Here is a 24,691-nt window from a genome sequence, read left to right as displayed (position 1 = left end):
AATTATATCTCCATCTTATAACCTGCCTGCCTTAACTTCTGGTCGTGCTGCAGCTTATTGTTCGTCCTTTTCAGCTTGCCGGATACTTTGTCGATTGTAGACTTTTCATCCTCCACAAATTCATATAACGGATTCAGCTGAATCCGGCCGTTTTCGTAGCCCAGCACCTCCGTTATCTCCATCGTCTTTCTCGAATGGTCTCGGAGTCTGGAAAGATGAATAATGATATCGACCGCAGAAGAAATCTGCTGGCGGATCGCTTCCAGCGGAAGACCGGCCGCTCCCTGCAGCACCATGGTTTCAAGACGGCTCAGCATATCCCCGGTGGAATTAGCATGTCCCGTACTCAGGGAACCGTCGTGTCCCGTATTCATCGCCTGCAGCATATCGAGCGCCTCGCCTCCACGGACCTCGCCCACTACGATGCGGTCAGGACGCATTCGCAGCGCCGATTTAATCAGATCGCGGATGGTGATCTGTCCTTCTCCTGACGTATTGGCGTTGCGCGTCTCCAGCGTAACCAGGTTATCGATTCCTACAATCTGCAGCTCGGCAGAGTCCTCAATTGTAATGACACGCTCTGATTTTGGAATAAAATTGGACAGGGCATTCAGGAATGTCGTCTTACCGGAACCTGTTCCTCCACTGATAAAAATATTATATCTGGCTTTTACCAGTGTCTGAAGCACTTCCGCAATTTCCGGAGTCAGGGAACCATAACGGATCAGCCGTTCCATGGTCATCGGCTCTTTCGAGAACTTACGGATCGTCAGCACCGGCCCGCACAGGGAAATAGGCGGAAGAACGACGTTTACACGGGAACCGTCGGGAAGGCGGGTGTCCACAATCGGCGTCTTCTGGTTTACCTCTCTTCCCGCCTGCTCCACAATTCTTCGGATTACCCGTTCCAGCTCATCTTCGCTTTCGAACTTCTGATTCAACTTCTGCTGCACGCCTTTTTTCTCTATAAAAATATGCCCCGGCCCGTTGATCATAATTTCCGTTATCTCGTCGTCATTCATGATGGAATCCAGCAGGCCGAACCCCCGCTGTCCGCTGTAGAGCTGCTGGACGATAAAAACCTTCTGTTCGATGGATACGTACTGGTCCTCCAGCGATTGATTGACGATCTTTTCTATCTCCTGGAACAGCTCGTCATCCTGCAGGGTCTGGAAGTAGCTCTGGCTGCGCAGATACTCCCTCAGCTTATCAAGTAATTTTTGTATATTTTCCTCTGTCATAACTGATCTCTCCATTTTTTCCACAGCCGCGACCTGACATTCTGCCTCAGCGTGATCTCTTCATACCCGAATACCTTAAACGGCAGTTCTACTGTATACTGTGCTTTGACCAGGAGATCTCTATCTCCATCCTCCAGACACGTTCCCTGAAAGCTTATGGAACCGACGCCGTCCTTCAGCCCGTACCGTTTCAGCACATCATCGGCCTTCTGATCGGAACCGGCTGCGCATGTTCCGTACATCATCTGCACAAGTTCTTCCATATCGCCGTCTTCCCATGCTGCTGCCAGTTGGATACTGTCCAATGCATTCTCGCCAAAAATCTTATCGGCCCACCACTCGACTGCCGTCAGCAGTTTGCTCATATTCGTATCGCGCTCCAGTTCGAAAGATACAGCAGAGAGTGATTTTGATGTCTGGATCAGACCGTGAGTTACATAGTTCTGCGCCTGATAAATCCGCCCCATGTCAACCAGGAACATGATGAGGAACATAAAGGATGTAAGGGCGATCGCCGCTTCGATGGACAGAATGCCGGACCTGTCTTTTAATAAATTTTTCAATCGAATATCCTCCGTACGAATATGCTAATATCCTCCATAATACACTTTTTCCAGATTCAGACCATGGCCGTTCGCGCCTGGAACGGTAGGAATCGGCAGCAACGGCACTGTCTGCGCCCTGACATCCACCCTGACATACGTATATGCGTCTTTCATCAGGAACGGGCCGATATCGCCGCTCACCTGCCGCTTTTTCGACATCTCCATCTGGATCAGGTCGGCCGTACGCTCCAGCTTGATTTCGTTCGGACGGAAACAGAGGAGCAGCCATATATACTGACTGTATGTCCAATCACCCAGGAATTCCGATATGCTGTCCAGTGCTGATTTATCCTTGCTCAGATCGACTTTCCCGCTTTCATCCGGTTTCGACAAATCCACTTTTCCGGAGGAGCCGCCTCCGCTGCCGCCGCCTGATCCGCCAGTACTTCCGGAACCGGCATTTCCCCATGCGGCAGGGTCCTTCATATCATTCATTCCTGCTTTGGCGGTATCAGAAATTTCCTGCACCACATTCCGAACCGCGTCATCTCTGGATGACATAGTATCATAGCTTCCAATCTTTTCCAAAAGCTTATCAATCCCGTCCATTGAAAGATAGATGCTGGATTTAATTAATGGCACTCCGTCATTCATCAGCGTCAGAAGCTGCATATCCACCAGACATTCTGCAGCCAGCCATACGAGATATACAATTGGGAAAAACGGTCCTGATGCCTCCATAACACCATGAGCGGTCTCGTCAAGCGCCACGGGCACACAATTGCTGAGAAGCCTGATAAACAGAATCTGCTGGAATGCCGCCGTCTGGTTCTGCACTTCCGACATGTCGCCGCAGAGTACGTATTCCGCTTCTGCCCCGAAAAGCGATATCCTTTTCCATAACCAAAAGTTTTAAACTCTATAACATCCCTGTTTAACCATCCCATCGTTTCATCCAACCCTGTTACCGTTTCTGACGGGGCCCGGTAGGATGAGTATTTTGCGAAGCTGCCAGCATTTGTCCTGTCGCTGAATTTTCCCACGATATATGTATTCAGAAGAACGCCGCGCATAATATATTTTGTGAGTTCACCCTGAAACATGATCGCAACGGCGAGCAGGGAACCCAGCATGGAAACGACATCAACAATTATACTGATAATCGTGGCGAGCTGGGTTAATCCCATAGACAGCAGATCAAAAATACTCGGATTCATCAATTTGTTACAGGATTCCAGCAGGCGCTGCAGACGGTAGGAAATATTATTCATTTCCCGTTCCAGCTGACTGTTCCCATTGTCATAATTTTCTGAAACAGGCATCTCATTTAAGTCATATCCGATTTGATCCGCCACTTCCCTGGTCTTGTCCAGTTCATCCCGGACCGTATTCAAATCCCCCTCCATGTGAGGACTTTCACTTCCGAACATGCCAGTTCGGCTTGGCAGCTGGCCTGCCGCTCCGCTCTCTATATTGACAATATACTGCATATCGAAAGTACTCGGTCCGCCTGCAAAAAAGGCGACAATTTTCAGAATCTTAATCAGAATTGCGAATGATTCCACAAGCTCCGAAAAGAATGATTCTATCATATTGATAACCTGGGAGATGATGTCCATAGGGCAGAGCATCTTAATCGGATCAATATGATAAGCCGCCGCAAGGCTGTCCGCACTGCTTTCTTTCGTAATGGAATCAACAGTAGTTTTGTTTACACGACTGTACTCATCATCCAGGTCATTCTCATAGCCTGTGTAAAGATCCGTATTTTCCGCTGCGAAATGCTGTGACAAGTAGTCCCAGGCGCCTCGTATTTTCTGTGAGTATCCTGGATAGCCCCTGAGATTTTATTAAACTTCCTCTTTTCATCATCTGTCATGGTTGTTTTATTTATGGAATACTGATCCATCTGCTGTTTATAATCCGGCAGGATATTTTTGTATGAGCTCAAAGCGGTCTTAACAGCTTCGTGCGCTGTTTTATAAGCTCCCATACCGCCTTTTAATCCTTTAATCGCCTGCATATAACTTGTTTTTGCATCCCCAAACGTTTCTTTATACTCTTTTAATTCCTTCTTATATTCTTTTACCGACTCTTCGTATTCTTTCTTTGCTTCTTTATAAGCCTCTACTTCCTCCTTGTATGCCTCTTTTTCATCATCCGTCATGTGATCCGGCTTTTCAGGAGGCTCCGGCTTGGAATCTTCCGGGTCATTCTCCTGCATAAACGTAATCAGTCCATCCAGGCCGGAATAATACTCTTCATAAGCAGTGTTGTATGTATCGATCAGGCCCTTAAACTTCCCGGCCTTTTCGCTGTAATCCACAACGCTGTATATGGTATTCACTGTGCTTTCAATCGCCCTTGCTGCGGCCTGCATCTGATTGAGTATCGGGAGCGCATTTTGTATTGTTGTCTCCAGCTCTTTAATAATCTTATCCAGATCCAGTGCGGAAGCTGCGAGATCAACAGGGCCTCTGTACTTTGTGTATTCCATGATCTGGCGTTCCAGGACGTCTCTGTCATTTAATGCGAACAGCTTTTCCGCCTCTATTCCCGACTCCTGAATACTCAGCAGTTTTTCTATATTTTTCGGGTCCTGGAGATATTCATTGGCCGTCTCCATCATATATTTATCCATTTCATCGATGCTGACATCAGGGTCCATAGCCAGAAGGCCGAACCTGCTTAAAAGATCAGGATCATAAAATGCCAGCATAGAATACAGGCCGTTATCAGCGATTTCGCTCAGTATAGCTCTGGCACTGTGAATTCTGGCTGCTTCCATCAGCACGGAACCAAAAGCGAGCATGGGAATCAGAATGATTGCCAGCATTATGGAAATAGCTCCGTTCTTTTTTCTTGTAAACCATTGAATCATAACTGCTGCCTCCGCTGCGCCTTATTTTCTACTTCGTTGCATCCGTAAACATTTTTATGAGCGGTTCGACCGCCTTGCTCCATACGGTCATGCCTTCTTTGATGAACTTTCCCAACGTCGTACTTTTTTCCGCCTCATACGCGATCTCATCACAGAACGTGATGCCATTGATATATTCGATCATATCGTAGCACTCTGCCACTCCTGTTGCCTTAATGGAATACTCTTTATCCAGACCGAACATGACAAAGGGAAATTCCGTCAGATGGGGATAAGTCCGCTCTATCGTCACCTGTACCTGCGTCTTTCCAAAGCTGTTCTTTTTCAGCTTGGCATCCACCAGTTCATAACCGGAACCGGCAGGAACATATTCGCCTTCTTTCAGGCGGTAGCAGGCGTACCATTTTCCCTTGTCCTCAACAGCTCCGTCATGACTCGCTTTAAAAATAGAGTGGCGGTAAAGTTCATGCTTTGTAAAGTAATCCAGCTGGGTATAGTTTTCAAAAGGGTCTTTATAGCTGGTTCCGTATGTCATCGCCACGTCAGCCGCCGCTTCATTGGCCGCCACAGACAGATTAACCTGATGATACACCGCCATACATATACTCATAAAAAGAAATATCATCATGGTTGCAATGAAGGCTACAAAGGTTCCTTCAATCATGATCTCTCCCCGTTCTCCTCTTCTCATATGCCTGCCTCCTGTCAAAAAGCCTGCAAAAGCACTGCCGTCACATAGCCTGCAAAAATAAATGGAGCGAATGGAATTCTCGTCTTCCTGTCCGCCTTTTTAGCCGCGAGAAGTACAATTGATACGACTGCGCAATATAGGAGAGAATAAAACAGCACATTAAACGTTCCCCAAAATCCCATATAAATTCCAATCGCAGCAAAAAGCTTCACATCTCCGAAACCAATGGATCTCTTTGACAGAATACTCACAAGAAATAAAAAGCCAAAGCCGAACAGCAGACCCCAAAAGGACGCCGCGGTGCTCTGCAGAAATGTCTCTTTCCGTAGAAAAAACTCCATGATAAGAATGATGAGACGAATGATCAGTGCTGCTGCGACCAGGCGGTTGGATATGATCCTTTTTTTCCAGTCTACAACAGAGGCTGCCAGTAATGCAGTGTAGATAACCAGTATCTTGATATTCAGAAGCAGATCCCACTCTCTGATCTCCAGAATCACTGATAAGAAGACTGATAAAAGGATGGCTGAGCCTCCGAGAGCTGCTTCTTTTCCCTTAAGCGGCCGGAATTCACAGACCGCTTCTTTTTTCCAATACCACATGCCTGCCGCGCCGCGGCAATTCCAGCCAGAGCATAAACTGCCTCCATTATAATCTCCTCCAAATTTTATTCTCCGCGGTTTGACCTGACAGTCAAGCCGCAGCATATAGTTCCGCGCTTTTCCGACATCGCTTTCACATCGCGTAACTATTTTTTGTAGTACAGGATGTCCAGTCTGAGGATATCCCAGCCGTTTTCTCCTTTGACCGGAGCAATTCCTCTCTCCGTTACGTTTCCGGCCTCCTGAAACTGCGGTTCTACAATGAGTTCATTATCTTTATTGATGTAGCCCCATAAGCCGTCTTTTTTTACTGGCGCATATCCATTGCAGAAAGGCCTTGCATCTTCATACTGAGGCTCCAGATACCAGCGGCCGTCAGATACGGCAAATCCCCATTTTCCGCCGGCCATAGCTGCCGTCGGCTGCCTGCTTTCAAATGCCTTCACATCTTCAAAGCCTTCTTCCGACAGAAGATTGCCTTTTTTATCCGCAAACCAGTATTTACCGTCTTTTTTTACTGCAAAACATTCGTTCATATAGGAATATCCAAAATTATTTTCCTTAACGTCATCAAAGGTGTAATCCGTAATTTCCTTCAGGCCATCCAGGCTGAAAAGCGCCCATTTCCCGCCTTTTTTCGAAGCCGTAAAGCCGTCATGGAATGCGCCGATATCATCCCATGTATTGTTTGATACCTTCATCCCACTGTTGACCAGATGGTATGTTCCTCCTGTAACAGCAGCGCCGTATCCCTGAGATATCCGTCCAACCGTATCAAAACTCACATCTTTATTATTTGCCAGGCTGTATCCCTTCTGATTTACGATCTTCCAGCTGCCGGATTCATCTCTTACAAGAAATTCATCCTGTTTATCTGTAAATTCTATCTTTGAATAACCGATATCCATCGCTTTAAAGCCGCTTTCATTTATTACGATTTCTTCCGTTATGTCTTTTCCATCTTCTGTTATTTCGGCAAACCGCTCCGCCACTGCCATTCCATTTTCAAATTCAAAAAGCGCGTCGAATCCTTTTTCTGAAATCCGGTATATCTTTTCCAACTCGTGAAATTTATCCTGAAAAACAGCGTTTTCAGGGAACCGCTCTTTTGCTGTATAAATAAAAGGAATCAGCTTCCTGTTACTTTCCTGGCTGCTGTAGTATTTTAATAATTTCTCATAAGCCTCCGGCCGATCCGGAGTTCCGTCAATGACCTGACGGCAGAGCTTAATACAGGTATTTTCTTCCCCCAGCTTTTCGTAGAGACCGATCACCTTCATCTTGATCTCATAATCGTCTTTCATAAACTCTCTGGCCGCCATATACTCTTTTATAGCGTTCAGATAAAGCTCTTTTTCCTCGTATTTCTCAGCTGCCTGCAAATGCTGTTTCATCTGTTTTGGTCCGCTGTGTCCGGCCTGGACCGTACACACCCATGCGGCTATAATCAGCAGGATCAGCCCTGCCGGAATCAAACGCTTCATTCCGTCTTCTCCTTTTGTATACACTGTTTTAACGATAATCTGCACGCTCTGCGCACAGGTCACCGCCTTCAAAAATGTGATACAGCATCCGGAAACCGGATACCATATCACTTTACTGCCGTTTTCATGCAAAGTATTGCTTAAAACGAATCCTGTGTATCTGATTTTTAGCTGAAATTCGTATTAATTTCGGCATCCGTTCCGCTTGCTCCGCTGAACTTCTCAGAAATGCTTTCCCACATTGCTGATACCATAGCAGCAATATTCTTTCTGAAGAGTGCAGCCAGGGCAATCACGATTACCAGCACCAGAATGATGGAAATCATATTGGTGTCCCCGTTTTCATCCGTAAAGAAATCCTTTACCGTATCCACTACCTTTTCTCTTGCCTTAATCAGGCCGTTTTTCAATGCAACCTCATATGTAAGCAGCATATTTCATTTCCTCCTTAAATTTAATATATATGGTAAATTCCCGCCTGGGACTTTACTTACATTTTTGAAAGAATCGGAACCAGTACAAGGATCATGATTCCTCCGAATATAATAATGATCGGCAGCAGGAGCTTCGCAGAAGCCTTTTCTCCCAGCTGTCTGACGTGGCTCGTCCTCTCCTGCCATACGGCTCCTGAAAGCTCTATCAGACTGGAAGCCATTTCCGAGCTCCCCTTTTTTATATTCTGAATAATGATCGTTGAAAATTTCCTGATTTCCGCGATCCCGCACCTGTCGGCCAGATTTCTCATCGCTTCGTATTCAGGCGTTCCGTTTCTGATCTCCAGAAGCGTTGCCTTCAGTTCCTGATACAGAATTCCATTTCCGCCTTCCGTGACTTTGCCGAGTGTCTCCCAAAGGGGCACTCCCGCGTTGACGAGAAGGGCAATCTTCGAAAGAATATGGGGAAAATCAGTAATGATTTCCTCCCGCCTCTTTTCCACCTTGTCCGACAGGTCGTACTCCAGGTAAAAGACAAGCGCTCCCGTAAGAAGCAGAGTCAGAAGCGCGATCGCTCCATCTCTTGCTATGGCGGATATCAGAAATCCAAAAGGCATAAATGTGAGAGCATACGTAAACTCTGCGCCGAAATTCATATAACAATAGGAACGGGCATTATCAGCCCCTTTCAGTTCTGCAAATAAGAGGCTCCTCTTTCTGCAGAACTGCGTATCCAGGTTCCATCGGCACATGTCCATAAAGCCAAAGCCGATGAAAAAAAGTTCCGGAAAGAGCCATGTGTTTTTTTCCTGTGTCTTTATGTAGGCGATATACTCCTGAAACTGTCCTTTATAATGGAAATAAAGCTTCAGCCACAGAATGCCAAATCCTGTTCCCAGCGCCGCAAATACGGCGGGAACTGCCATCGCACCAAAATCCATACTGCTCTCCTTTGCTATATCCTGATTTTAATCATCTTCTGTCCCATAATGTAAGCTCCTGCAAACAGGATGAGAACCAGAATTTTAACGCCCGTATCGATCAGAATGCTGCCCAGATCCCCGCCCGTATTGTTCATGCCGCGAAGCTGGGACACTACGATGAATGGAAGGACGATCATGATGTTCAGTTCACTTTTCTTTCCGCTGACAAGGGTCTGAATCTCCAGCTCAATGGCCATCTTATCGCTGATCACATTCTTCGTTTCGAATATGATCTCCCTGATGTCTCCGCCTGCCCTGTTGGCTGCTGTAAATACGTCTGCAAAGCTCTGGATGTCCTCATTCCCGCTCCGCTGGCCGAAATTCATCAGCAGGTCTTCGATTCTGATATTATTGTTAATGCCAATCATGATCGCTTCCAGTTCCCTGCAGATATAGGAATCTTTTCCATACTGGCCGTCCATATCGCCATACGCTTCTGAAAAGGAATCCACTATATTTTTTCCGGCTCCCAGGGAAGTGCTGACCGCTTCCAGCATATCGCGAAACTCGATCGCCAGCATGCGGTCGCGCTTTTCTTTCAGCCGTCCGCCGTATACGCGGATTCCCATGCGGGACGTCAGCACGGCACAGATCAGGCTGACAACCGGCTGAGCAAAGAAAATATAGATTACCAGAAATCCCAGAATCCCGCCTGCCAGGGCGCCTGTCCGCTTTTCTTTTCTGGTCATGTGATAGACGTGATAATCGGTCACGCTGCCTGCCAGCCCGGGAATCTCCACATAAATACTCTTTTTCTTCTTCATTCTGACTTTCATCCTGACTTCAGCTAAACCTTTCCTTTCTTTCTCATTCGCTGTACGCATGACCAACGGTTTTACGTCAGCTGTTTACTCGAAATACGAGAACTGAGATATTATCTGCTTCTCCCCGCTGCTTGACAAGCTCCGCAGCCCTTAGACTGTTGATTCTGATTGATTCCGTATCACTCAAATGTTCCGGACTGAAGAAGCCATATAATTCTTCCTCGCTTATATGATGCCAGAATCCGTCGGAGCACAGAAGAAATGTAACCTGATCTCTCAGATTGCCTCTGAAAAAATCCGGCTCGACCTTCGTTCTGGCTCCGATACACTGGAGGATCAGATTGCTTCGCCCGTCTTTCTTTGCCTCTTCTTCCGTCATTCTTCCGCACCGTACTTCTCTTGCAAGGAAGGAATGGTCTTCCGTAATCTGATATACTCCGGACGCAATTTCATACGCTCTGCTGTCTCCCACGTGGGCTACGAAGTACTGCCTGTCCCAGATGAGTACGGCTGTCATTGTCGTTCCCATGGTAAATCCGTTCTGCTGTCCGAAGGTGTATATTTTTTCGTTAATTTCATCGATCAGCTGTTCCCATCGATTCTGAAGAATATCCGCTTCTCCCTCCTGACCGATGATCTGGGGCAGCTCATAATCGAACCAGTCCGACAGACGCTGAACCGTCTCACGGCTTGCTTTCTCGCCCTGACTCAGCCCCCCGACGCCGTCACAGACAGCACCCATCGCCACCTTTATGTTTCCTGCCACTGCGGTTTTAATCACGAGAGCATCCTGGTTCGTCTGCCTCGTGGTCCCTATGTCCGTGTGACCAAAATATTGAAAATCCATCCTTTACTCTACCCTGAAATCGAATTCTTCATTTGACAGTTTCAGCACATCGCCGGAATGAAGTTCTCTCATTTCTCCTGCTTCCACTAAAATCCCATTTACATAAGTGTGATTCAGGGAATTCATATCGCGGATAAAAAACTGACTGCCGTCGCAGATAATATCTGCATGAGCGGAGCTGACCGTTGCATTGTCACCTATATAAAAATCTGCAAAGCTGCTCTCCTTACCCATATGGAATATAAGTTTATTGATAACCATACTCTGACCGTTCCTTCTTCTGATGACAGTGGCACGCAAGTTTCTTCCTTCTACTCCTGCCGCTCCCTTGCTGCCGCCTAGCATCATCGTACTGCTGTCATCTGCGCTCTCCCCACCGATAATGATGGTTCTGTTCTCATCATCGTCCGCGCTGCCTCCCATAAATGACTGTGGAACCGGCTTCTGAACCGGTGCAGGTCTAAAGCTATCCGACGGCTGCCGGCCGAATACAGGCGGCTGAACCGGAGCGTTCTCGAATACAGGCGGCCTGCCCGGCTGATGAGGCTGCGGCGGCTGGACGAATTCGTTTCTCACCGGCGGCGGTGTGACAGGCGGCTTTGCTATACCGCCCACTTGGGGGATGAAAGGCGCGGCTGGCTGTCCTGGTGCACCCTTCATTCCAGAGCCGCTTTGGACGCCCGGTACTCCTGGTATCGGCTGCTGTCCCGGAACAGCCGGAGCGCCCGGCGCCTTCAGGGCATCGGGGATACCTGGATATGTTTCTGCCGCTTTCCCGCCTTTTTTAGCTGCCTTCTTAGCTGCCTTAGCTGCTTCCTTTGCGGCTTTTTCTGCTTCCTTTATCGCCTTTTTTTCCGGATTTCCGTTAAAGAGGGCAAAGCCCTTTTTCTTTTGTTCTGCAGCAGGCTGCTGGATATTTACAGGGGGCATCACCGGAGGCATCATACCGGCCTGCTGGCTCTGTCCCTGAACCGGCGGTACTGCCGATGGTATATTATGATACGTCCCGGCCGCCTCCGGCTGTACCGGCATAACAGAATGGGCCGCCGCTTCCGGCTGCGGGCGGAATGGCGCTCCTGATACAGGAGGCGTATCCTTTCTAACCACCGGACCGTTATTCATATTTACAGCGCCTTTTGGCTGCTGCACCGGACCAGCCGGTCTTGCAGCCGGTGCTGCCTTTTGATCCGTCTTTACCTCGGCCGTTGAATCCAGCTGTTCCAGAAAATGATCCAGTTCCTTCATTCCAGGTTCTTTCGCCTGATTCAGATAGTTGATCAGCTTTCCTATGTAACCCATGTCTTCATGCTCGTCGTATGTGATCTCGGTGAGCATGGATTTATAGAATTTCTTTAAGCTCTGCCCGCCCTTCTGCTCCTCCAGAGGGAGATAGATCAGGCTCGCTTTCCTTGCAGATATATCCACATAAATATCAGCCATATCCAGAAGGAATCCTTCCGGCATCAGCATGTATTCCTCAGCTGATTCCAGCCCTTTTATGATAGAACGGAATATATCCATGATTTTGTGTTTCGTCATTTTTTCCCTGAAATATTCTTCCAAAGGCATTTTCGACGTAATGCTGTATTTCAGAAACTGCTCCGCATCTTTCTGAACGAAAGCCGGCTTTAAAACGCCCTCAATCTCATTGTTCTGCAGCATTCCTTTGGCGAAGCTGTCCACCTTTTCATCAGATCCCACGTGATAGACGAGATACGTATCCGTCCCCTGATTTTCAAACGTAAATTTTTTCATGGCCTTTCCTGCCTCTCTATCCTATCGTAATCTCTCAAAAATTTCTGGCTTTGTCAGCATAATCTGCATGATTTCGTGGACAGAAGCGTGTTTGACCGGCGGTATCTTTCCCACAACAGGAACTGCCGTCTGACCGATTTCATTGCTGGACTTGCTGCTGCTGAATTTGTTGTAAACCATACTCATATGGTCAAGAACTCTGATCTGCTTCTGCTCTTCCATAATTTCCAGCGCCCGCAGTGTACGGATTACCTTTGTATTTGCAATGTCCGTTCCGTCGTTGACCAGAATTATTTTGTCCACATAGTCCATGACATTCATACAACGGTCTGTCAGCGCAAAATCCATATCGATCATAATTTTCGTATAATCGCTGGTATTCTTAAGCGTTGTAAGGATTTCCATAATATCTTCGTCCGCCATTTCCAGCATGAACATGGCCATCTTACATGGCGCAAAGTAATAAACTCCATTGGCGTCACGTCTGACGCTGCTCTCCATCTTCAGATACAGATCAGTTTTTTTGCTTTTCAGCGCATAGATTACGTCTTCAAAACTGTAATTGCCCTCTCCCCGGAAGAAGCTGGCTGAGCTTCCCGTTGTTTCCAGGTTGAGGTAAAGAACCTTTTCTCCTGTCCTGGCGAAGTGAACGGCTGCGGCTACGGCTACGGTCGAAGCTCCTGTACCTCCGGCAAAGCTCTGGAAAAGAAGCATGTCACACCGGCTGTCCGCATTTTTCCGGTAACCGCTTTTTCCAGTTCCCCGCTCTGCATACAGGGCCAGAATATCTTTATAAATCAGCTCCGGCTTTTTAAACTTTCCGATCGCCGGGACGCCGTCGATTTCCGTCCTGCTGTTGTCATTGGACAAATATGCCGCCTTCACATCCGCCGGAACCTCTTCTGCTTTCATTCCAAAGTCTTCATCCAGGAGTACGAGATCAGCCGTATTTTCCTGGAGGAATTTTTTTTAAAAGCTCAGGTGTGGAAAACGCCCTCACCTCCACCTGTTCCATATAATTTCTTTCCAGAAAAGCAAGCATGGTATTCATATACCTTGCATCCTGCTCTCCCAGAGCCAGTTGAATCCTCATCGTTATCTACCTCCCGCCGTAAATCATTCTAGTAATAATACCTATTGTATCTGTCCTCGTTTCTCTGATAGATATCGTCATTCAGGTCTTCCACCATATCGATAAACTCTGCAATTTCCTCTTCTGTCAAAAGTGTCTTCAGGTTCTGGTAAGCATCAGATTCAAACTGCGCGTTCGTATAATATTTTCCCTCGGAATACTTCTTTTCCAGCCCTTTCATAACCACATCGGCCGTGTCGGTCGAATCCGGCATATAATCCCATTCATGGGTGTTGGAATTGTAGTAGGAGATTTTCCCGTCTCTGTCGTACTTGACGTTTCCGTCCTTCTTTCCCCGGATGATCTTTCCGTCGGCTCCGGCCTGGTATCTGTATCCGTCGAATTCAAATACCCCGGTTACCATCGCTCCCGTGTCATAATTCAGGAAAAACAGATCGTTTCCTATTGTCTGAAATCCTACCTGCATTACGCCTTCTCCGTTGAAATAAAACCACTGGCCCCCTACCTCGACCCAGCCGGTCTGAACGGCTCCTGAAGCGTCCATATAGTACCAGCACCAGTTGTAATTGTTCCATCCGGTCTTTAAATAGCCGTTCTCATCAAAGAGATACGTCTTCCCGTCGATCTGCTTCATGCCCTTTGCATAGGTACCGTCTTCATATTCGTACCAGTAATTTCCGTTCTCTCCCTGCTGCCAGCCTGCGGCAAAGGAAACGGTTGCTGCTGCGATCGAAATCCCCAATCCTAATCCCATTGTCAATAACTGTTTTCTCATCATTTTCCTTCCTCCTTCATTCATCATAATTACGGGAACTGCCTAATCCTCTCCCCATTTATCTATTAAAGAAATATCGTTCTTTACCTGATTATCCGCAGTCTCTTTCTTCGCTTCTGTCTGTGCCTGTGTCGTCTGAGCTGCTGTCTGGGGCGCTGTTTGAGCCTGGGTCTGGGGTGCCGAAGCGGACGTTCCTCCGCCTCCCGCCTGCGTCCTGTTCGGTTTGGCCGTCGTCGGCTGAGGTTTGTTGATTTGTACAGGCCTTGGTCCCATGCTCACGTAGAATACGACGGAAGTTCCTTTTTCCACCATGGATTCCGCTTCTGTCTCCTGGCGGGTAACGACTCCTGATGCGACGTTGTCGCTGTACTCTTCCCGCCTGTCTGCTGTAAGCCCGCTCGACCCAAGAAGGGTCATCGCTTCCTCTTCGCTCTTATATTGAAGATCAGGTACGTGTACCATCTCTCTTCCTTCACTTACTTTAATATGGATCGTCCCATTCTGTTTCAAAACAGTTCCAGGAGCCTCTTCCTGGCTGATAATCACGCCCTTTGGCACCGTATCGCTATATTCTGATATTTTGGCAAGGTATATGTAGTCGGCAATCATCTTCTGGCTGCCTCATCGTAACCATAATTTGTCAGATCGGGAATCGTTACGTCGATGCTGCTGTCCCCGCCTTCAATTCCAAGAGAAATTTCCAGGTCGATTCCCGTCCCTGTATCTACCTGTGTATCGGGATCTATGCTCTGGCTCACTACGGTTCCGGGAGGTGTCAGGCCGCTCAGTTCTTTATACGTCCCCTTCAGTCCCACATCCAGAAGCTTTGCTTCCACATCTTCTTTCGCCATCCCCGTAAAGTCAGGCACATATGTCTTTTCTATACCTGCGCTTATAACGATTCCAAGGGTTTCGTTGCATGCAACGAGCGTTCCTTCTCTCGTCTTCTGTGACAGTACCTTGTCGGCCAGTATTTCATTGGAATACTGTTTGTCATAGATCTGAACCGTCAGCTGGGCGCTCTGTCCCAGCTCAATGGCCTCGGCCCGCTCTCTGTTCACCAGATTGGGAACCCTTGTTTTCCCGTCCGGAATCTCTGTCTGCGGAGGGGCCGCAGGATTAAACCGGAGTATGGCTGCAGCCGCAAGAGATATTCCGACTGCAAGGGCGCATGCTCCCATAATAATTTTCATTCCAAGGGACCATTTCCCAATATCTTTTTTCTTTTCCTTTATGATAATTCTCTTTACATCGGCCGCCCTAAGTTCCTCTTCAAAGGCTTTCGCCGTTTTTGTCCGGCCTTCGATTTTTACATTCATGGCATTCATGACTGCCGTCTCGACACTCTTTTTAATCGGCACGCCCAGCTTTGAAGGCTCTTTTACCGTATCTTTTACGGCTCGCTCCATGGCGTCTTCCGGCGTTATTCCCGTCACCATCTTATAAAAGGTCGCCGCGGCCGCATATACATCGGTCCAGGGGCCCTGGTCCCCGCGGCTTCTGTACTGCTCTTCCGGCGCATAACCTGGTTTAATGATTACGGAAAGGCTTTTACTGTGGCGGCTTGTAGCATAACGGGCCGCACCGAAGTCCAGCACTTTCACCACGCCTTCTTTTGTCAGATAAATATTATCCGGGGCAATATCCCTGTGAATGATCCCAACTGCATGGACGGCTTCAAGGGCTTTTAAAACCGCCATCAGGATATCCAGCGCTTCATCTGCCCCCAGCTTTCCTTCCCGCTCCAGTTTTTCCCTCAGGGACTCTCCCTCCAGGTACTCCATGACGATGTACGCCGTATAGTTTTCTTCCAGACAGTCGTAAATATGGACAATACCCGGTTCTGACTTGAAATTTGCAAGCCTTCTGGCCTCGTCCAGGAATTTTTCCATGCCTGCAATGAACTGTTCCTCCCTGTCACCGGAATAGACGGTAATCGCCTGCTGCTCCGGCATTCTGGTGGAAAATTCACTGGGCAGGTATTCCTTAATCGCTACTTTATGGTTCAGAACCGTGTCATATCCAATATATGTAATTCCAAAGCCCCCGAATCCCAGCACTCGGCCGATTAAATACCGGTCCTTCAACATGGAACCCGGCCTGATGTGGTATGCTTCCTTCGGCGGCGTTCCTTCTTCATAGCCGCAGTTCGGACAGAATCGGAACTCCTCTTCAAATTCTTCCATACAGCCCATACAACGCTTTGCCATATCCTATCTCTCCTCTGCCGTTTCTTTCAGATAGCCTGCTGCAGTCTCTTTTCTGCCATACAGCTTCTGATACAGTGTTTCGCACGCTTCTTCCATCTCGTTTGCAGGGATGATTTTCACGTCTTCTATGATCTGTCCCAGGAAATCCATTTCTCCGTTTACCCCCAGGTAAACTTCCATCTGGTTCCTGCCAAGAGGCAGAGAACCACGGTTATTGATATGGAGAACTTCCTGCCCCTTATCACTTAAGTAATAATAAAGCAGCCGTTCTGCGGCCAGCCTCTCCGCCCTGGAAGCAGACCTGCTCACGCTCCACATATGGTTGAACCTTCCGACTGCTTCTTCTTCCGGAATGGCCTTCACAACGTAAAGTCCTTTCAGAATTTCCTGTACATCGTGATATTCCGACGTACTTCCTGCATACATGGCCGACTTTCCCCCGAGAAAACTTACTTTATCATTTTTATTCGTAACGGAGGAGAGATCATCCAGTTTCTTGACATTTCCGTACAGCACGGAAACCTCAAATCCCAGCGGTATCTGATTGGCCTCAGGAAAATAGGTTTCGTAACCGTCTAAAAAGTAATACTCATCCGGATTAAGCCTTTTGAAAATATCGTCCAGCTGTTGTGCCGCCTCATTCAGTTCATCTCCCAGTCCGCTGCTTTCAAACAGTACAGGCAGCTCCCTTTCTGCCAATGCCTTTTCAATCTGTGTATCATACGTTTCTTCCGGATATATGTGACGTCGAAGCCGACCTGAGGATAGTCCTTTAAAAACTCGGAAGCCATGTCCTCAAAAATGCTTTTTTCCTCTTCTTCTGTCCTTCCCTCTCTTATGGGAATCCAGATACTCACGTCTGCTTTGGCCAGAAAAGCTTCCGTCCTCTTATTCTGGTAGATCGTTCCGGCAATTCCCGCAGCAGCCAGCAGAATCACCGCTCCCACGCCGATTCCGACGGTCCGCCTCCGCCTTCTTCTCTTAACGTCGGCTTCCAGAGCCAGTACTTTCGTACGGTTCAGAATGGCCTCCTGAAACTCGCCGATCGTTTGAAACCGCAGCTCCGGGATCAGAGCCATGGCCTTCATAATGGCCCGGCTCAAATACTCAGGCACAGACGGTTCCAGTTCACACGGTTCCTGCACCGTATCTTCTACCACGCGGTTTACCGACTCATCAGGAACCTTTCCCGTTACGATGCGGTATAACGTAGCCCCCAGGGCATAAACATCCGTCCAGGGGCCCTGACGGCTCTTGGAGCGGTACTGCTCCGGCGGAGCGTATCCCATTTTCAGCACGATGGACATGGTTTTTTCTTCCTCTCCTGTTGAAAATCTCGCTGCGCCGAAGTCAATTAATTTAATTCTTCCGTCACTGCACAGGAATATGTTGTCCGGGCTGATATCTCTGTGGAGAATTCCCGCTCCATGCACCTGCTTCAATGCTTCCATAATAGCGCATGTGATCGTGACAGCCTCTTCATATCCCAGTTTTCCGCCCGCCTTCTTCATATAATCCTTTAAAGAAATTCCGTCCAGGAACTCCATAACGATGTAGGCCGTTCCGTTTTCCTCAAAGAAATCAAAGACGTTAACAATATTCGGATGGTCGCTGAATCTTACCGTATTCCTGGCTTCTTCCAAAAAGCGCTCCAGGCCGGACACAAATTCTTTCTTGCTCTTTCCTGTATACAGGATCACTTCCATTTCACCTGGAATCCTGTTGACAATTCCCGCCGGATAGTACTCCTTGATCGCTACCATCACATTTAATTTATTATCCCATGCACGGTAAGTGATTCCAAAACCTCCGAATCCCAGCACGGTACCGATCATATATCTTCCTGCCAGAACCATACCGGGGTGAAGATGATAAATCTCTTTCGGCTTCGTACCGATCTTAAACCCGCATTTCGGGCAGAACTTCGCTCCCGGTTTCAGTTCTTTCATGCAATTAGGACACCTTTTCTGCGCATTCACCGCCCAGTCGCGCGTCTCTCCCGCTGAAATCTCCCTGTGTGCGGGCTCCTGCTTTTCATAATCCGATTTTTCTTCTTCCAAAAGGACCGTCTTTTCAGACATTTCTTCCAGAAGAACCGTTTTGCCGGCCTCCTCCCCCAGAAGAACCGTCCTGTCCATTTCCTGATTTCTATCTTCGCTTTTCATCTCTTAATCCCCTTCAGGTACGCCTGAGATCCCTATACCTGCATACCATAAGCTGCCTGCAGCAGCGCGTCCTCACTGACACCTTCTCTTTCTAAAGATGTTTCTGTTTTTGGACAAAATTCGTCAATATTACTTTAAATTATAAGACAGACCCCCGTTTAATCAATATGTGCCCGGCAATGTGCTTGCATTATTTCCAATAATATCCTATACTGGATGATAATAGTATTAAGGGGGGAACGCTATGACCTTATTTGCAAAGCTTCTGAAACATTATATCGATTCCAGCGGATACACCATTTATCAGCTCGCCAAGCGGTCCGGTGTCAACAGAACTTCGATACAGAAGGCGCTATCCGAAGACCGTCTTCCGGTTCTGGAATCCATAAAGGAGCTGGAAAAGTACCTGAATCTCACGCCGGAGGAGCGCCGTCAGTTCTGGGCTGCCTACGAAATGGCTTTTTATGGAGAGGCAGTATTCTATCAGCGCCAGAGTGTCCGTCAGCTGATTACGTCTCTCTCCCAGTCTTTTTACGAAAACCAGTTCCGTCCGAGTCCCATGGTTTCGGAACCGATGCCTGTCTCCTTCCATTCCAGAAAGCTGTATCACAGCCCTTATGAGTTCTGCCAGGTTTTCCGTTATATCCTGGAAAATGAAGCAAAAAAGCAGGAGAATTCGGCCCTTTCGCCTGTTCTCATCTCTTTTTCTCAAACTCCGCCTCCATTTATTTTCGACAACTTCGCTTCGTTTCTCTCCGGCAGGCACAGCAGCAGAATAAGAATCCAGCAGATTATTCATTTTATCAAAAATCCCGGCAATTCCGGAAAGCGTCTTATAATCTGAATCTGCTTTCCCGCTATCTGCCGTATATTTTTATCAACCGTGAAAATTATGAGGCGTACTACTGTTACAGGGAAAGTCTCTCTGAAACGCTCCATCCCGAGCTTTTTCCTTCCTACATGGTCTTTGAGAGCTGCGTGATTCTGTTTTCCATCGACTATCAGACGATATGGGTGGAGTCAGACGGGGAAATACTCTCCCATTTCCGAAGTATTTTCAAGCAGTCTCTGGAAGAGGCCCGGCCTCTTGCAAACCGCTTTTATGACTTTATGGAAATGGCCGGGTATTTCCGGTCTCTCGGTCTCGGTTCAGGCTCTTTTATTTCCATCGAACATATGCCCTCCGGCCTTCTCTTATGCATGAAGGATATCCTGAGCCAGGAGATGCTTCTTCCAAAAGGAAGGGCGGCCCGCATTCTGACGGCATTTGAAGAATGGCGCACTCACTTTCAGACGATCTCCAAGACTATCGCTGTTTTCAATTCCGACAGCCTGAACCAGTTTGCCCTTACGGGCGTTCTTTCCACCATGCCGGGATCGTTTGTGAGGCCTCTAACTGTCCGTGAACGCGGTATTTACCTGGAGAACCTGGAAAGTATTGCCCTTCAGGACGGCGTGACCGTTCGGGCCGTCCTGTCTTCCAGAATGCCGCTGTCTCCCGGGCTTACCATCACCATTCATGAAAACAGCGGAATCTCATTCGGATTTCTGGATGCAAAAAAGGAATCCTGGTATTATATTTCCATCACTGAAAATACAATCGTGGATTCCTTTCGCGATTTTATTGATAATTCACTGGAAAATCTCTTTTTCCTGTCCCAGGAGGATACGCTGGAGCTGATCCGCCAGGCGCGGCGCCTTCTGTCGGAGACCGTATGATAACATCAGACAATGCGGCCAGACGAATCGGTCAGACGGTTCGGTTCGGCTCTTACTGTGCGTCCCCTTCTCCCTCTTCTTCAACAAGCTCATCATATTCCTGCTCGTCCAGCAGTTCATCGAAGGCATCTGCCACGACTTCATATTCTGCGTCGTCTTCGATGTTCTGCAGATCAGGCTGTCCGTTCACTTCCGAGTAACGGTAGAGGTAAACTTCGCCTTCCTCAGCGTCGATTCCTGCTGTAGGGAGAAGAGCAATATAATCCCTTCCGCCCGCTTCAAAAATTGTGAGGACTACGCACTCCAGCTCACTGCCGTCATCCAGAGTCAGCGTTACTGTCATCTCCTCAGCCGGTTCTTCTGCAACTTTTTTATTCTTGTCTTCCATAAGATTCCATTCTCACTTTCTTTTTATTTTCCCACTGTACCAGAATTTTCCCAAAAAAGCAAGTTAATATTCAATCCCCTCACGGGCGGGAATTCCTTTTTCATACGGATGCTTGACCGCCTTGATTTCTGATACATAATCAGCCGTTTCCATCAGGCGTTCCGACGGATTCCTGCCGGTCATCACTACTTCCAGTTTTTCCGGTTTTTCTGCGAGGAAGCGAAGAAGTTTTTCCTCCTCAATCATTCCGCTGGTGCACGCGGCCATGGCTTCATCCATAACGAACAGATCATATTCATCCGTTTTGGCCATGGAGACCGCTTTTTCAAACAGCTTCCCATACCAGGCCGCCGCCTGCCTTTTTTCTTCCTCATTCATGCGGAATACAAATCCAAATACCTTTTCGCAGGGGATCAGGGTAATCCCATCGATCTGTTTCAGCACGGCAACTTCTCCGGAATCATCATTTTTCAGGAAACGCACCATCAGAACATTTTTTCCTCTTCCTGCCGCCCTTACCGCAAGACCGACCGCCGCCGTCGTCTTGCCTTTTCCGTCTCCACAGTAAATATGAATCAGACCTCGATCCATACCAGTATCCCTCCTTTATTCTCAAGCGTCACTCATATGCAGCAATTAAACCATCTGTCTTGTCATGTATATTCCCCTATAAACCTGGAAATATCCTGTTTTTTTCCATACCGTTCCTTTACAGAGTATATGTGAAGCCGTTCCTTTGCACGCGTCATGGCCACATAGAACATACGTCTTTCTTCTTCCAGATCCGCATCCAGGACTGCTTTCCTGTGAGGCGTGATTCCCTCGTTGGCATCCAGAATAAAAACGATCTTATATTCCAGCCCCTTAGAGCTGTGCATCGTCATCAGATACAGGCAGTTTTCTTCCGTTCTGTTCCTGTCCTGGGAACGCGCCTGTGACTGAAGTTCCTTTTTATACTCCTCCATATGGGCAAACCATGCCTCAAAGGTTGGAAATCCTGCCGCACTTTCCTGCAGCTGATCGGCCGTCTCCAGCAGTTCTTCCGGCTTCATTCTTCTGAAATCCGCATATTCCCTGAGGTAATCGTCATATCCGACGGCCTTTCTGATGTAATTTACCGCAGCCACCGGCGCCATTTTAGAAACCATATGAAGGTCATACTCCAGCTGCTCGATCCGTTCCACCATCCATCCCTTATCCTGATAAAAAGATTTGAGGGATTCCCACGAAATAATCGGATCTTCCAGCGCATCCCTGCTCACATACCGTTTCGGGCGGTTGATTATTTCCATCACCTTCTGCCGTTCTCTGCTGCCTAAAGCCACCTGGATATAAGAAATAATATTTCTGGAAATCCAGTGTTCATAGAGGTTTGGCAGGGAATCATGCATGGCAAAAGGAATGTTGTATTCCATCAGCTTTTCCACCAGAAGGCGCGGCTCCAGGCTCGTTCGGTAGAGAACTGCCATATCGGAAAGGCTGTATCCTGCCCTTGTATAATCCGAAATCTCTTTGACGATACGGAGTGTTTCCTCCCCGGCATCCCCGCATATCTTTGTCACTACAGGCTTCCCCTCCCCTTTTTGAGATACGATCTCCTTGGCAAACCGCTCTTTATTGCAGGCAATCAGCCTGCTGGAAGCTTCCACGATATTCTTTGTGGAACGGTAGTTGATATTCAGAAGCACTCTTTTCGCATTGGGATAATCCTTTTCAAATCCCAGCATGATTTCCGGTTTTGCCCCGCGGAACCTGTAAATGGACTGATCGTCATCTCCAACGATAAACAGATTGTTTTCCGGCAGCGCAGCATGCGTATGATTTCGTACTGTACCCGGTTGATGTCCTGAAACTCGTCAATCAGAATGTATTTGAATTTCTTCTGCCATGCGGAAAGAATATCCTTTCTCTGGGTAAACAGTTCATGGCACATGACCAGCATATCGTCAAAATCGATTTTCCCAAGCTTTCTCAGGCTGCTTTCATACCCCTCATAAAGCTGTTTGAAAATACTTTCCGAGCAGTTTTTGGAATAATAGTAATCCAAATCCATCATACCGCCCTTAACCATGCCGATCTCACCTAAGACAGAAGATATGAATTCCCCCTCGTCCTCCACATCAATTTCGAGCTTTCCGATCATTTCCTTTAAAAAACGGATGCGTTCTTCCTCTCTTACGATATCTGCCGCCTCATACCGGTATGCATATTTCAGGATGCGGAAAAAGATGCTGTGGAACGTCCCGAAGGTTACCGGGACATGCTCCTCTCCCATCAGCCTTTCAAATCTCGCCTTCATTTCTCCGGCTGCCGCCCTTGTAAATGTGATGACCAGAATATTTCCGGGTTCTGCGCCGCATTCCCTCACCAGATGGCGGATTCTATATGTAATTACCGTAGTTTTCCCCGATCCCGGCCCGGCCAGCACCATCATCGGTCCATTTTTATGTTTCACTGCTTCCCTCTGTGCCTTGTTAAATGCCATAAAACTCCTTTATTTCCTTTAAAGAATAAAGAGAGTGCGGCAAAAATGAAAAACGTACTACCACCGATACCAGACGGAACGGCCGTGCCGCTGCCTGGAATAAAATCTGGTATCGGAGGTACATCTGCTTTTATTCTTGCAGCACCCTCTTAAAACTTCAGGCTCGTTATGCCTCTTCCAGCATATCGATTCCCTTTCTGATTCTCCTTAAAGATTCTTCTTTGCCAAGAACCTCCATAATCTCCGTAGCTCCCGCAGGCGTCATCTGCTTACCGGAAACAGCCGTGCGGATCGGCCACATGACAAAGCCGGTCTTTATGCCCTTATCTGCCACATAGCCGGAAAGCGCCTCATAGAGGGCGTCATTTCCGAAATCCTCCTGCGCTTCCAGGATCGGAAGCACTTCTTTCAATGTCGCAAGAGACGTTTCACCGTTCGTCTTCATTTTCTTGTGCGTGTACATAGCCACGTCGTATTCCGGCAACTCCTGGAAGAAATCGATATGTTCCGCGATATCCGGGAACACCTCAATTCTCGTCTTTACCATAGACGCGATCTTCTTAAGGTCGAGGTTCTTTGTAATCACCTTTTTGAGATACGGTTCTGCCATTTCATAAAACTGGTCAGAATCCATGGCTTTCATATATTCTCCGTTCATCCATTTTAACTTCGTCATATCGAAAACAGCCGGAGACTTGCTCATCCTGTGGTAGTCAAATTCTCTCACCATCTCCTCCAGGGTAAAGATCTCCCTGTTATCCTCCGGAGACCATCCCAAAAGGGCTACGTAATTCACGACAGCCTCTGAAAGAAAGCCCTGGTCGATCAGATCTTCGTAAGAAGAATGGCCGCTTCTCTTGGAAAGCTTCTTATGTTCTTCATTCGTTATCAGAGGGCAGTGTACATAGACCGGCACATCCCATCCAAAGGCCTCATACAGGCGGTTATACTTCGGAGAGGAGGAGAGGTATTCGTTTCCACGCACCACATGAGTGATTCCCATCAGATGGTCGTCCACAACATTGGCAAAATTGTACGTGGGATATCCGTCTGATTTGATTAGTACCATATCGTCCAGTTCGGAATTATCTACCGTAATGTCGCCGTAAATCTCATCGTGGAACGTAGTCGTACCTTCTGTCGGGTTATTCTGGCGGATTACATAGGGAATACCTGCTTTTAAATTCGCCTCGATTTCTTCTTTTGACAGAGAAAGGCAGTGCTTGTCATACGTCATAATCTCTTCGCCGTTGACTGTCTGCTTCAGGCTTTCCAGGCGTTCCTGGGTACAGAAACAATAATACGCCTCTCCTCGTTCGATCAGCTTTTTTGCATACTCCAGATAGATGCCAGAAGCCTGCCGTTCGCTCTGTACGTAAGGTCCGACTCCGCCGTCCTTGTCCGGTCCTTCATCGTGGATCAGCCCTGTCTTCTCCAGCGTTCTGTAGATAATCTCCACAGCGCCTTCCACATATCTCTCCTGGTCTGTATCTTCAATACGAAGCAGGAAATCCCCTCCTTCATGCTTTGCAATCAGGTACGCATATAATGCTGTTCTCAAATTTCCTACATGCATCCTGCCTGTCGGGCTCGGCGCATATCTCGTTCTTACTTTCATCGTCCATTCAC

General features: G+C 47.7%; 25 protein-coding genes and 1 pseudogene. 2 read left to right on the top strand and 24 right to left on the bottom strand.

Annotated features, from left to right (window positions below; all coding sequences use genetic code 11):
- Positions 1-2: 2 nt before the first annotated feature.
- From DXA13_RS00870 to DXA13_RS00780, 20 genes are all read right to left on the bottom strand, one after another.
- Entirely contained in the window at positions 3-1,241 is a 1,239-nt protein-coding gene (locus DXA13_RS00870) for a CpaF family protein (RefSeq protein WP_118241272.1), read from the bottom strand.
- Positions 1,238-1,804: a TadE/TadG family type IV pilus assembly protein gene (locus tag DXA13_RS00865; RefSeq protein WP_181995480.1), complete on the bottom strand. Its 567-nt coding sequence runs from the start codon at positions 1,802-1,804 to the stop codon at positions 1,238-1,240. Before DXA13_RS00865 ends, DXA13_RS00870 begins: the two co-directional genes overlap by 4 nt.
- Before the next feature lie 24 nt (positions 1,805-1,828).
- Positions 1,829-2,464, bottom strand: coding sequence for a hypothetical protein (locus DXA13_RS00860; protein ID WP_118241270.1), 636 nt, complete (start codon positions 2,462-2,464; stop codon positions 1,829-1,831).
- On the bottom strand, positions 2,446-3,579 hold the full coding sequence (locus DXA13_RS00855; protein ID WP_147347975.1) for a hypothetical protein: 1,134 nt from the start codon (positions 3,577-3,579) through the stop codon (positions 2,446-2,448). Before DXA13_RS00855 ends, DXA13_RS00860 begins: the two co-directional genes overlap by 19 nt.
- On the bottom strand, positions 3,498-4,667 hold the full coding sequence (locus DXA13_RS00850) for a hypothetical protein (RefSeq protein ID WP_118241268.1): 1,170 nt from the start codon (positions 4,665-4,667) through the stop codon (positions 3,498-3,500). The genes DXA13_RS00855 and DXA13_RS00850 overlap by 82 nt, the downstream gene beginning before the upstream one ends.
- 28 nt (positions 4,668-4,695) lie before the next feature.
- Positions 4,696-5,358, bottom strand: coding sequence for a hypothetical protein (locus DXA13_RS00845; protein WP_118241267.1), 663 nt, complete (start codon positions 5,356-5,358; stop codon positions 4,696-4,698).
- A gap of 14 nt (positions 5,359-5,372) precedes the next feature.
- Entirely contained in the window at positions 5,373-5,960 is a 588-nt protein-coding gene (locus DXA13_RS00840; RefSeq protein WP_181995479.1) for an A24 family peptidase, read from the bottom strand.
- Positions 5,961-6,106: 146 nt separating this feature from the next.
- Positions 6,107-7,444 (bottom strand): WG repeat-containing protein, encoded by a 1,338-nt coding sequence (locus tag DXA13_RS00835; RefSeq protein WP_147347974.1) that lies wholly within the window; start codon positions 7,442-7,444, stop codon positions 6,107-6,109.
- A gap of 167 nt (positions 7,445-7,611) precedes the next feature.
- Entirely contained in the window at positions 7,612-7,878 is a 267-nt protein-coding gene (locus tag DXA13_RS00830) for a Flp1 family type IVb pilin (protein WP_118241264.1), read from the bottom strand.
- A gap of 56 nt (positions 7,879-7,934) precedes the next feature.
- Positions 7,935-8,819, bottom strand: a complete 885-nt coding sequence (locus tag DXA13_RS00825) for a type II secretion system F family protein (protein ID WP_118241263.1) — start codon at positions 8,817-8,819, stop codon at positions 7,935-7,937.
- 14 nt (positions 8,820-8,833) lie between these two features.
- A complete protein-coding gene (locus DXA13_RS00820) occupies positions 8,834-9,625 on the bottom strand; it encodes a type II secretion system F family protein (protein WP_118241262.1) in 792 nt (263 codons plus the stop codon).
- A 76-nt stretch (positions 9,626-9,701) separates the two neighbouring features.
- Positions 9,702-10,472, bottom strand: coding sequence for a protein phosphatase 2C domain-containing protein (locus DXA13_RS00815; protein ID WP_118241261.1), 771 nt, complete (start codon positions 10,470-10,472; stop codon positions 9,702-9,704).
- Between the two features lie 3 nt (positions 10,473-10,475).
- Entirely contained in the window at positions 10,476-12,227 is a 1,752-nt protein-coding gene (locus DXA13_RS00810) for a DUF6382 domain-containing protein (RefSeq protein ID WP_118241260.1), read from the bottom strand.
- Between the two features lie 21 nt (positions 12,228-12,248).
- On the bottom strand, positions 12,249-13,139 hold the full coding sequence (locus DXA13_RS00805; protein ID WP_118241259.1) for an AAA family ATPase: 891 nt from the start codon (positions 13,137-13,139) through the stop codon (positions 12,249-12,251).
- Between the two features lie 28 nt (positions 13,140-13,167).
- Positions 13,168-13,320: a hypothetical protein gene (locus DXA13_RS20825; RefSeq protein WP_181995478.1), complete on the bottom strand. Its 153-nt coding sequence runs from the start codon at positions 13,318-13,320 to the stop codon at positions 13,168-13,170.
- A 28-nt stretch (positions 13,321-13,348) separates the two neighbouring features.
- Positions 13,349-14,098, bottom strand: coding sequence for a hypothetical protein (locus DXA13_RS00800; protein ID WP_181995477.1), 750 nt, complete (start codon positions 14,096-14,098; stop codon positions 13,349-13,351).
- Between the two features lie 39 nt (positions 14,099-14,137).
- Positions 14,138-14,704 carry a PASTA domain-containing protein gene (locus tag DXA13_RS00795; RefSeq protein WP_118241257.1) on the bottom strand — a complete coding sequence of 189 codons (567 nt, stop codon included), beginning with the start codon at positions 14,702-14,704 and terminating at the stop codon, positions 14,138-14,140.
- Entirely contained in the window at positions 14,701-16,305 is a 1,605-nt protein-coding gene (locus DXA13_RS00790) for a protein kinase (protein ID WP_118241256.1), read from the bottom strand. The genes DXA13_RS00795 and DXA13_RS00790 overlap by 4 nt, the downstream gene beginning before the upstream one ends.
- Positions 16,306-16,308: 3 nt before the next feature.
- Positions 16,309-17,004 (bottom strand): hypothetical protein, encoded by a 696-nt coding sequence (locus DXA13_RS00785; protein ID WP_118241255.1) that lies wholly within the window; start codon positions 17,002-17,004, stop codon positions 16,309-16,311.
- The gene (locus tag DXA13_RS00780) at positions 16,947-18,470 is read right to left on the bottom strand and encodes a serine/threonine-protein kinase (RefSeq protein WP_118241254.1); all 1,524 of its coding nucleotides are present in this window, start codon (positions 18,468-18,470) and stop codon (positions 16,947-16,949) included. Before DXA13_RS00780 ends, DXA13_RS00785 begins: the two co-directional genes overlap by 58 nt.
- Before the next feature lie 244 nt (positions 18,471-18,714).
- Here DXA13_RS00780 and DXA13_RS00775 point away from each other — a divergent pair, with 244 nt between their 5' ends.
- Together DXA13_RS00775 and DXA13_RS00770 are read left to right on the top strand one after the other, a co-directional pair.
- Positions 18,715-19,314, top strand: coding sequence for a helix-turn-helix transcriptional regulator (locus DXA13_RS00775; protein WP_118241253.1), 600 nt, complete (start codon positions 18,715-18,717; stop codon positions 19,312-19,314).
- Positions 19,315-19,430: 116 nt separating this feature from the next.
- On the top strand, positions 19,431-20,189 hold the full coding sequence (locus DXA13_RS00770) for a hypothetical protein (protein WP_147347973.1): 759 nt from the start codon (positions 19,431-19,433) through the stop codon (positions 20,187-20,189).
- A 52-nt stretch (positions 20,190-20,241) separates the two neighbouring features.
- Here DXA13_RS00770 and DXA13_RS00765 read toward each other — a convergent pair whose 3' ends face one another.
- The 4 genes and pseudogenes from DXA13_RS00765 to gltX all read right to left on the bottom strand — a co-directional run bounded on the left by DXA13_RS00765 (position 20,242) and on the right by gltX (position 24,680).
- Positions 20,242-20,577, bottom strand: coding sequence for a DUF1292 domain-containing protein (locus DXA13_RS00765; protein ID WP_118241251.1), 336 nt, complete (start codon positions 20,575-20,577; stop codon positions 20,242-20,244).
- A 63-nt stretch (positions 20,578-20,640) separates the two neighbouring features.
- On the bottom strand, positions 20,641-21,168 hold the full coding sequence (locus DXA13_RS00760; RefSeq protein ID WP_118241250.1) for a cob(I)yrinic acid a,c-diamide adenosyltransferase: 528 nt from the start codon (positions 21,166-21,168) through the stop codon (positions 20,641-20,643).
- 62 nt (positions 21,169-21,230) lie between these two features.
- A pseudogene (locus tag DXA13_RS00755) lies at positions 21,231-23,062 on the bottom strand (ATP-dependent helicase).
- 166 nt (positions 23,063-23,228) lie between these two features.
- Positions 23,229-24,680 carry a glutamate--tRNA ligase gene (gene gltX, locus DXA13_RS00750; protein WP_118241249.1) on the bottom strand — a complete coding sequence of 484 codons (1,452 nt, stop codon included), beginning with the start codon at positions 24,678-24,680 and terminating at the stop codon, positions 23,229-23,231.
- Between the last annotated feature and the right edge of the window lie 11 nt (positions 24,681-24,691).

Source organism: Clostridium sp. AM58-1XD (genome assembly GCF_003464085.1).
Taxonomy (GTDB): Bacteria; Bacillota; Clostridia; order Lachnospirales; family Lachnospiraceae; genus Lachnoclostridium_A.
The sequence above is the reverse complement of the archived record's forward strand: the minus strand, read 5'-3'. Positions and strand labels throughout refer to the sequence as shown.

What these genes read in the sequence shown, in the direction of transcription:
- DXA13_RS00800 (WP_181995477.1), bottom strand. Translation starts at nt 14,098, where the DNA reads ATGATGAGAAAACAGTTATTGACAATGGGATTAGGATTGGGGATTTCG.
- DXA13_RS20825 (WP_181995478.1), bottom strand. Translation starts at nt 13,320, where the DNA reads ATGAGGATTCAACTGGCTCTGGGAGAGCAGGATGCAAGGTATATGAAT.
- gltX (WP_118241249.1), bottom strand. Translation starts at nt 24,680, where the DNA reads ATGAAAGTAAGAACGAGATATGCGCCGAGCCCGACAGGCAGGATGCAT.
- DXA13_RS00790 (WP_118241256.1), bottom strand. Translation starts at nt 16,305, where the DNA reads ATGGCAAAGCGTTGTATGGGCTGTATGGAAGAATTTGAAGAGGAGTTC.
- DXA13_RS00805 (WP_118241259.1), bottom strand. Translation starts at nt 13,139, where the DNA reads ATGAAAGCAGAAGAGGTTCCGGCGGATGTGAAGGCGGCATATTTGTCC.
- DXA13_RS00820 (WP_118241262.1), bottom strand. Translation starts at nt 9,625, where the DNA reads ATGAAGAAGAAAAAGAGTATTTATGTGGAGATTCCCGGGCTGGCAGGC.
- DXA13_RS00795 (WP_118241257.1), bottom strand. Translation starts at nt 14,704, where the DNA reads ATGATTGCCGACTACATATACCTTGCCAAAATATCAGAATATAGCGAT.
- DXA13_RS00850 (WP_118241268.1), bottom strand. Translation starts at nt 4,667, where the DNA reads ATGATTCAATGGTTTACAAGAAAAAAGAACGGAGCTATTTCCATAATG.
- DXA13_RS00780 (WP_118241254.1), bottom strand. Translation starts at nt 18,470, where the DNA reads ATGAAAAGCGAAGATAGAAATCAGGAAATGGACAGGACGGTTCTTCTG.
- DXA13_RS00770 (WP_147347973.1), top strand. Translation starts at nt 19,431, where the DNA reads ATGGTCTTTGAGAGCTGCGTGATTCTGTTTTCCATCGACTATCAGACG.
- DXA13_RS00775 (WP_118241253.1), top strand. Translation starts at nt 18,715, where the DNA reads ATGACCTTATTTGCAAAGCTTCTGAAACATTATATCGATTCCAGCGGA.
- DXA13_RS00825 (WP_118241263.1), bottom strand. Translation starts at nt 8,819, where the DNA reads ATGGATTTTGGTGCGATGGCAGTTCCCGCCGTATTTGCGGCGCTGGGA.
- DXA13_RS00810 (WP_118241260.1), bottom strand. Translation starts at nt 12,227, where the DNA reads ATGAAAAAATTTACGTTTGAAAATCAGGGGACGGATACGTATCTCGTC.
- DXA13_RS00870 (WP_118241272.1), bottom strand. Translation starts at nt 1,241, where the DNA reads ATGACAGAGGAAAATATACAAAAATTACTTGATAAGCTGAGGGAGTAT.
- DXA13_RS00815 (WP_118241261.1), bottom strand. Translation starts at nt 10,472, where the DNA reads ATGGATTTTCAATATTTTGGTCACACGGACATAGGGACCACGAGGCAG.
- DXA13_RS00760 (WP_118241250.1), bottom strand. Translation starts at nt 21,168, where the DNA reads ATGGATCGAGGTCTGATTCATATTTACTGTGGAGACGGAAAAGGCAAG.
- DXA13_RS00835 (WP_147347974.1), bottom strand. Translation starts at nt 7,444, where the DNA reads ATGAAGCGTTTGATTCCGGCAGGGCTGATCCTGCTGATTATAGCCGCA.
- DXA13_RS00830 (WP_118241264.1), bottom strand. Translation starts at nt 7,878, where the DNA reads ATGCTGCTTACATATGAGGTTGCATTGAAAAACGGCCTGATTAAGGCA.
- DXA13_RS00840 (WP_181995479.1), bottom strand. Translation starts at nt 5,960, where the DNA reads ATGTGGTATTGGAAAAAAGAAGCGGTCTGTGAATTCCGGCCGCTTAAG.
- DXA13_RS00765 (WP_118241251.1), bottom strand. Translation starts at nt 20,577, where the DNA reads ATGGAAGACAAGAATAAAAAAGTTGCAGAAGAACCGGCTGAGGAGATG.
- DXA13_RS00845 (WP_118241267.1), bottom strand. Translation starts at nt 5,358, where the DNA reads ATGAGAAGAGGAGAACGGGGAGAGATCATGATTGAAGGAACCTTTGTA.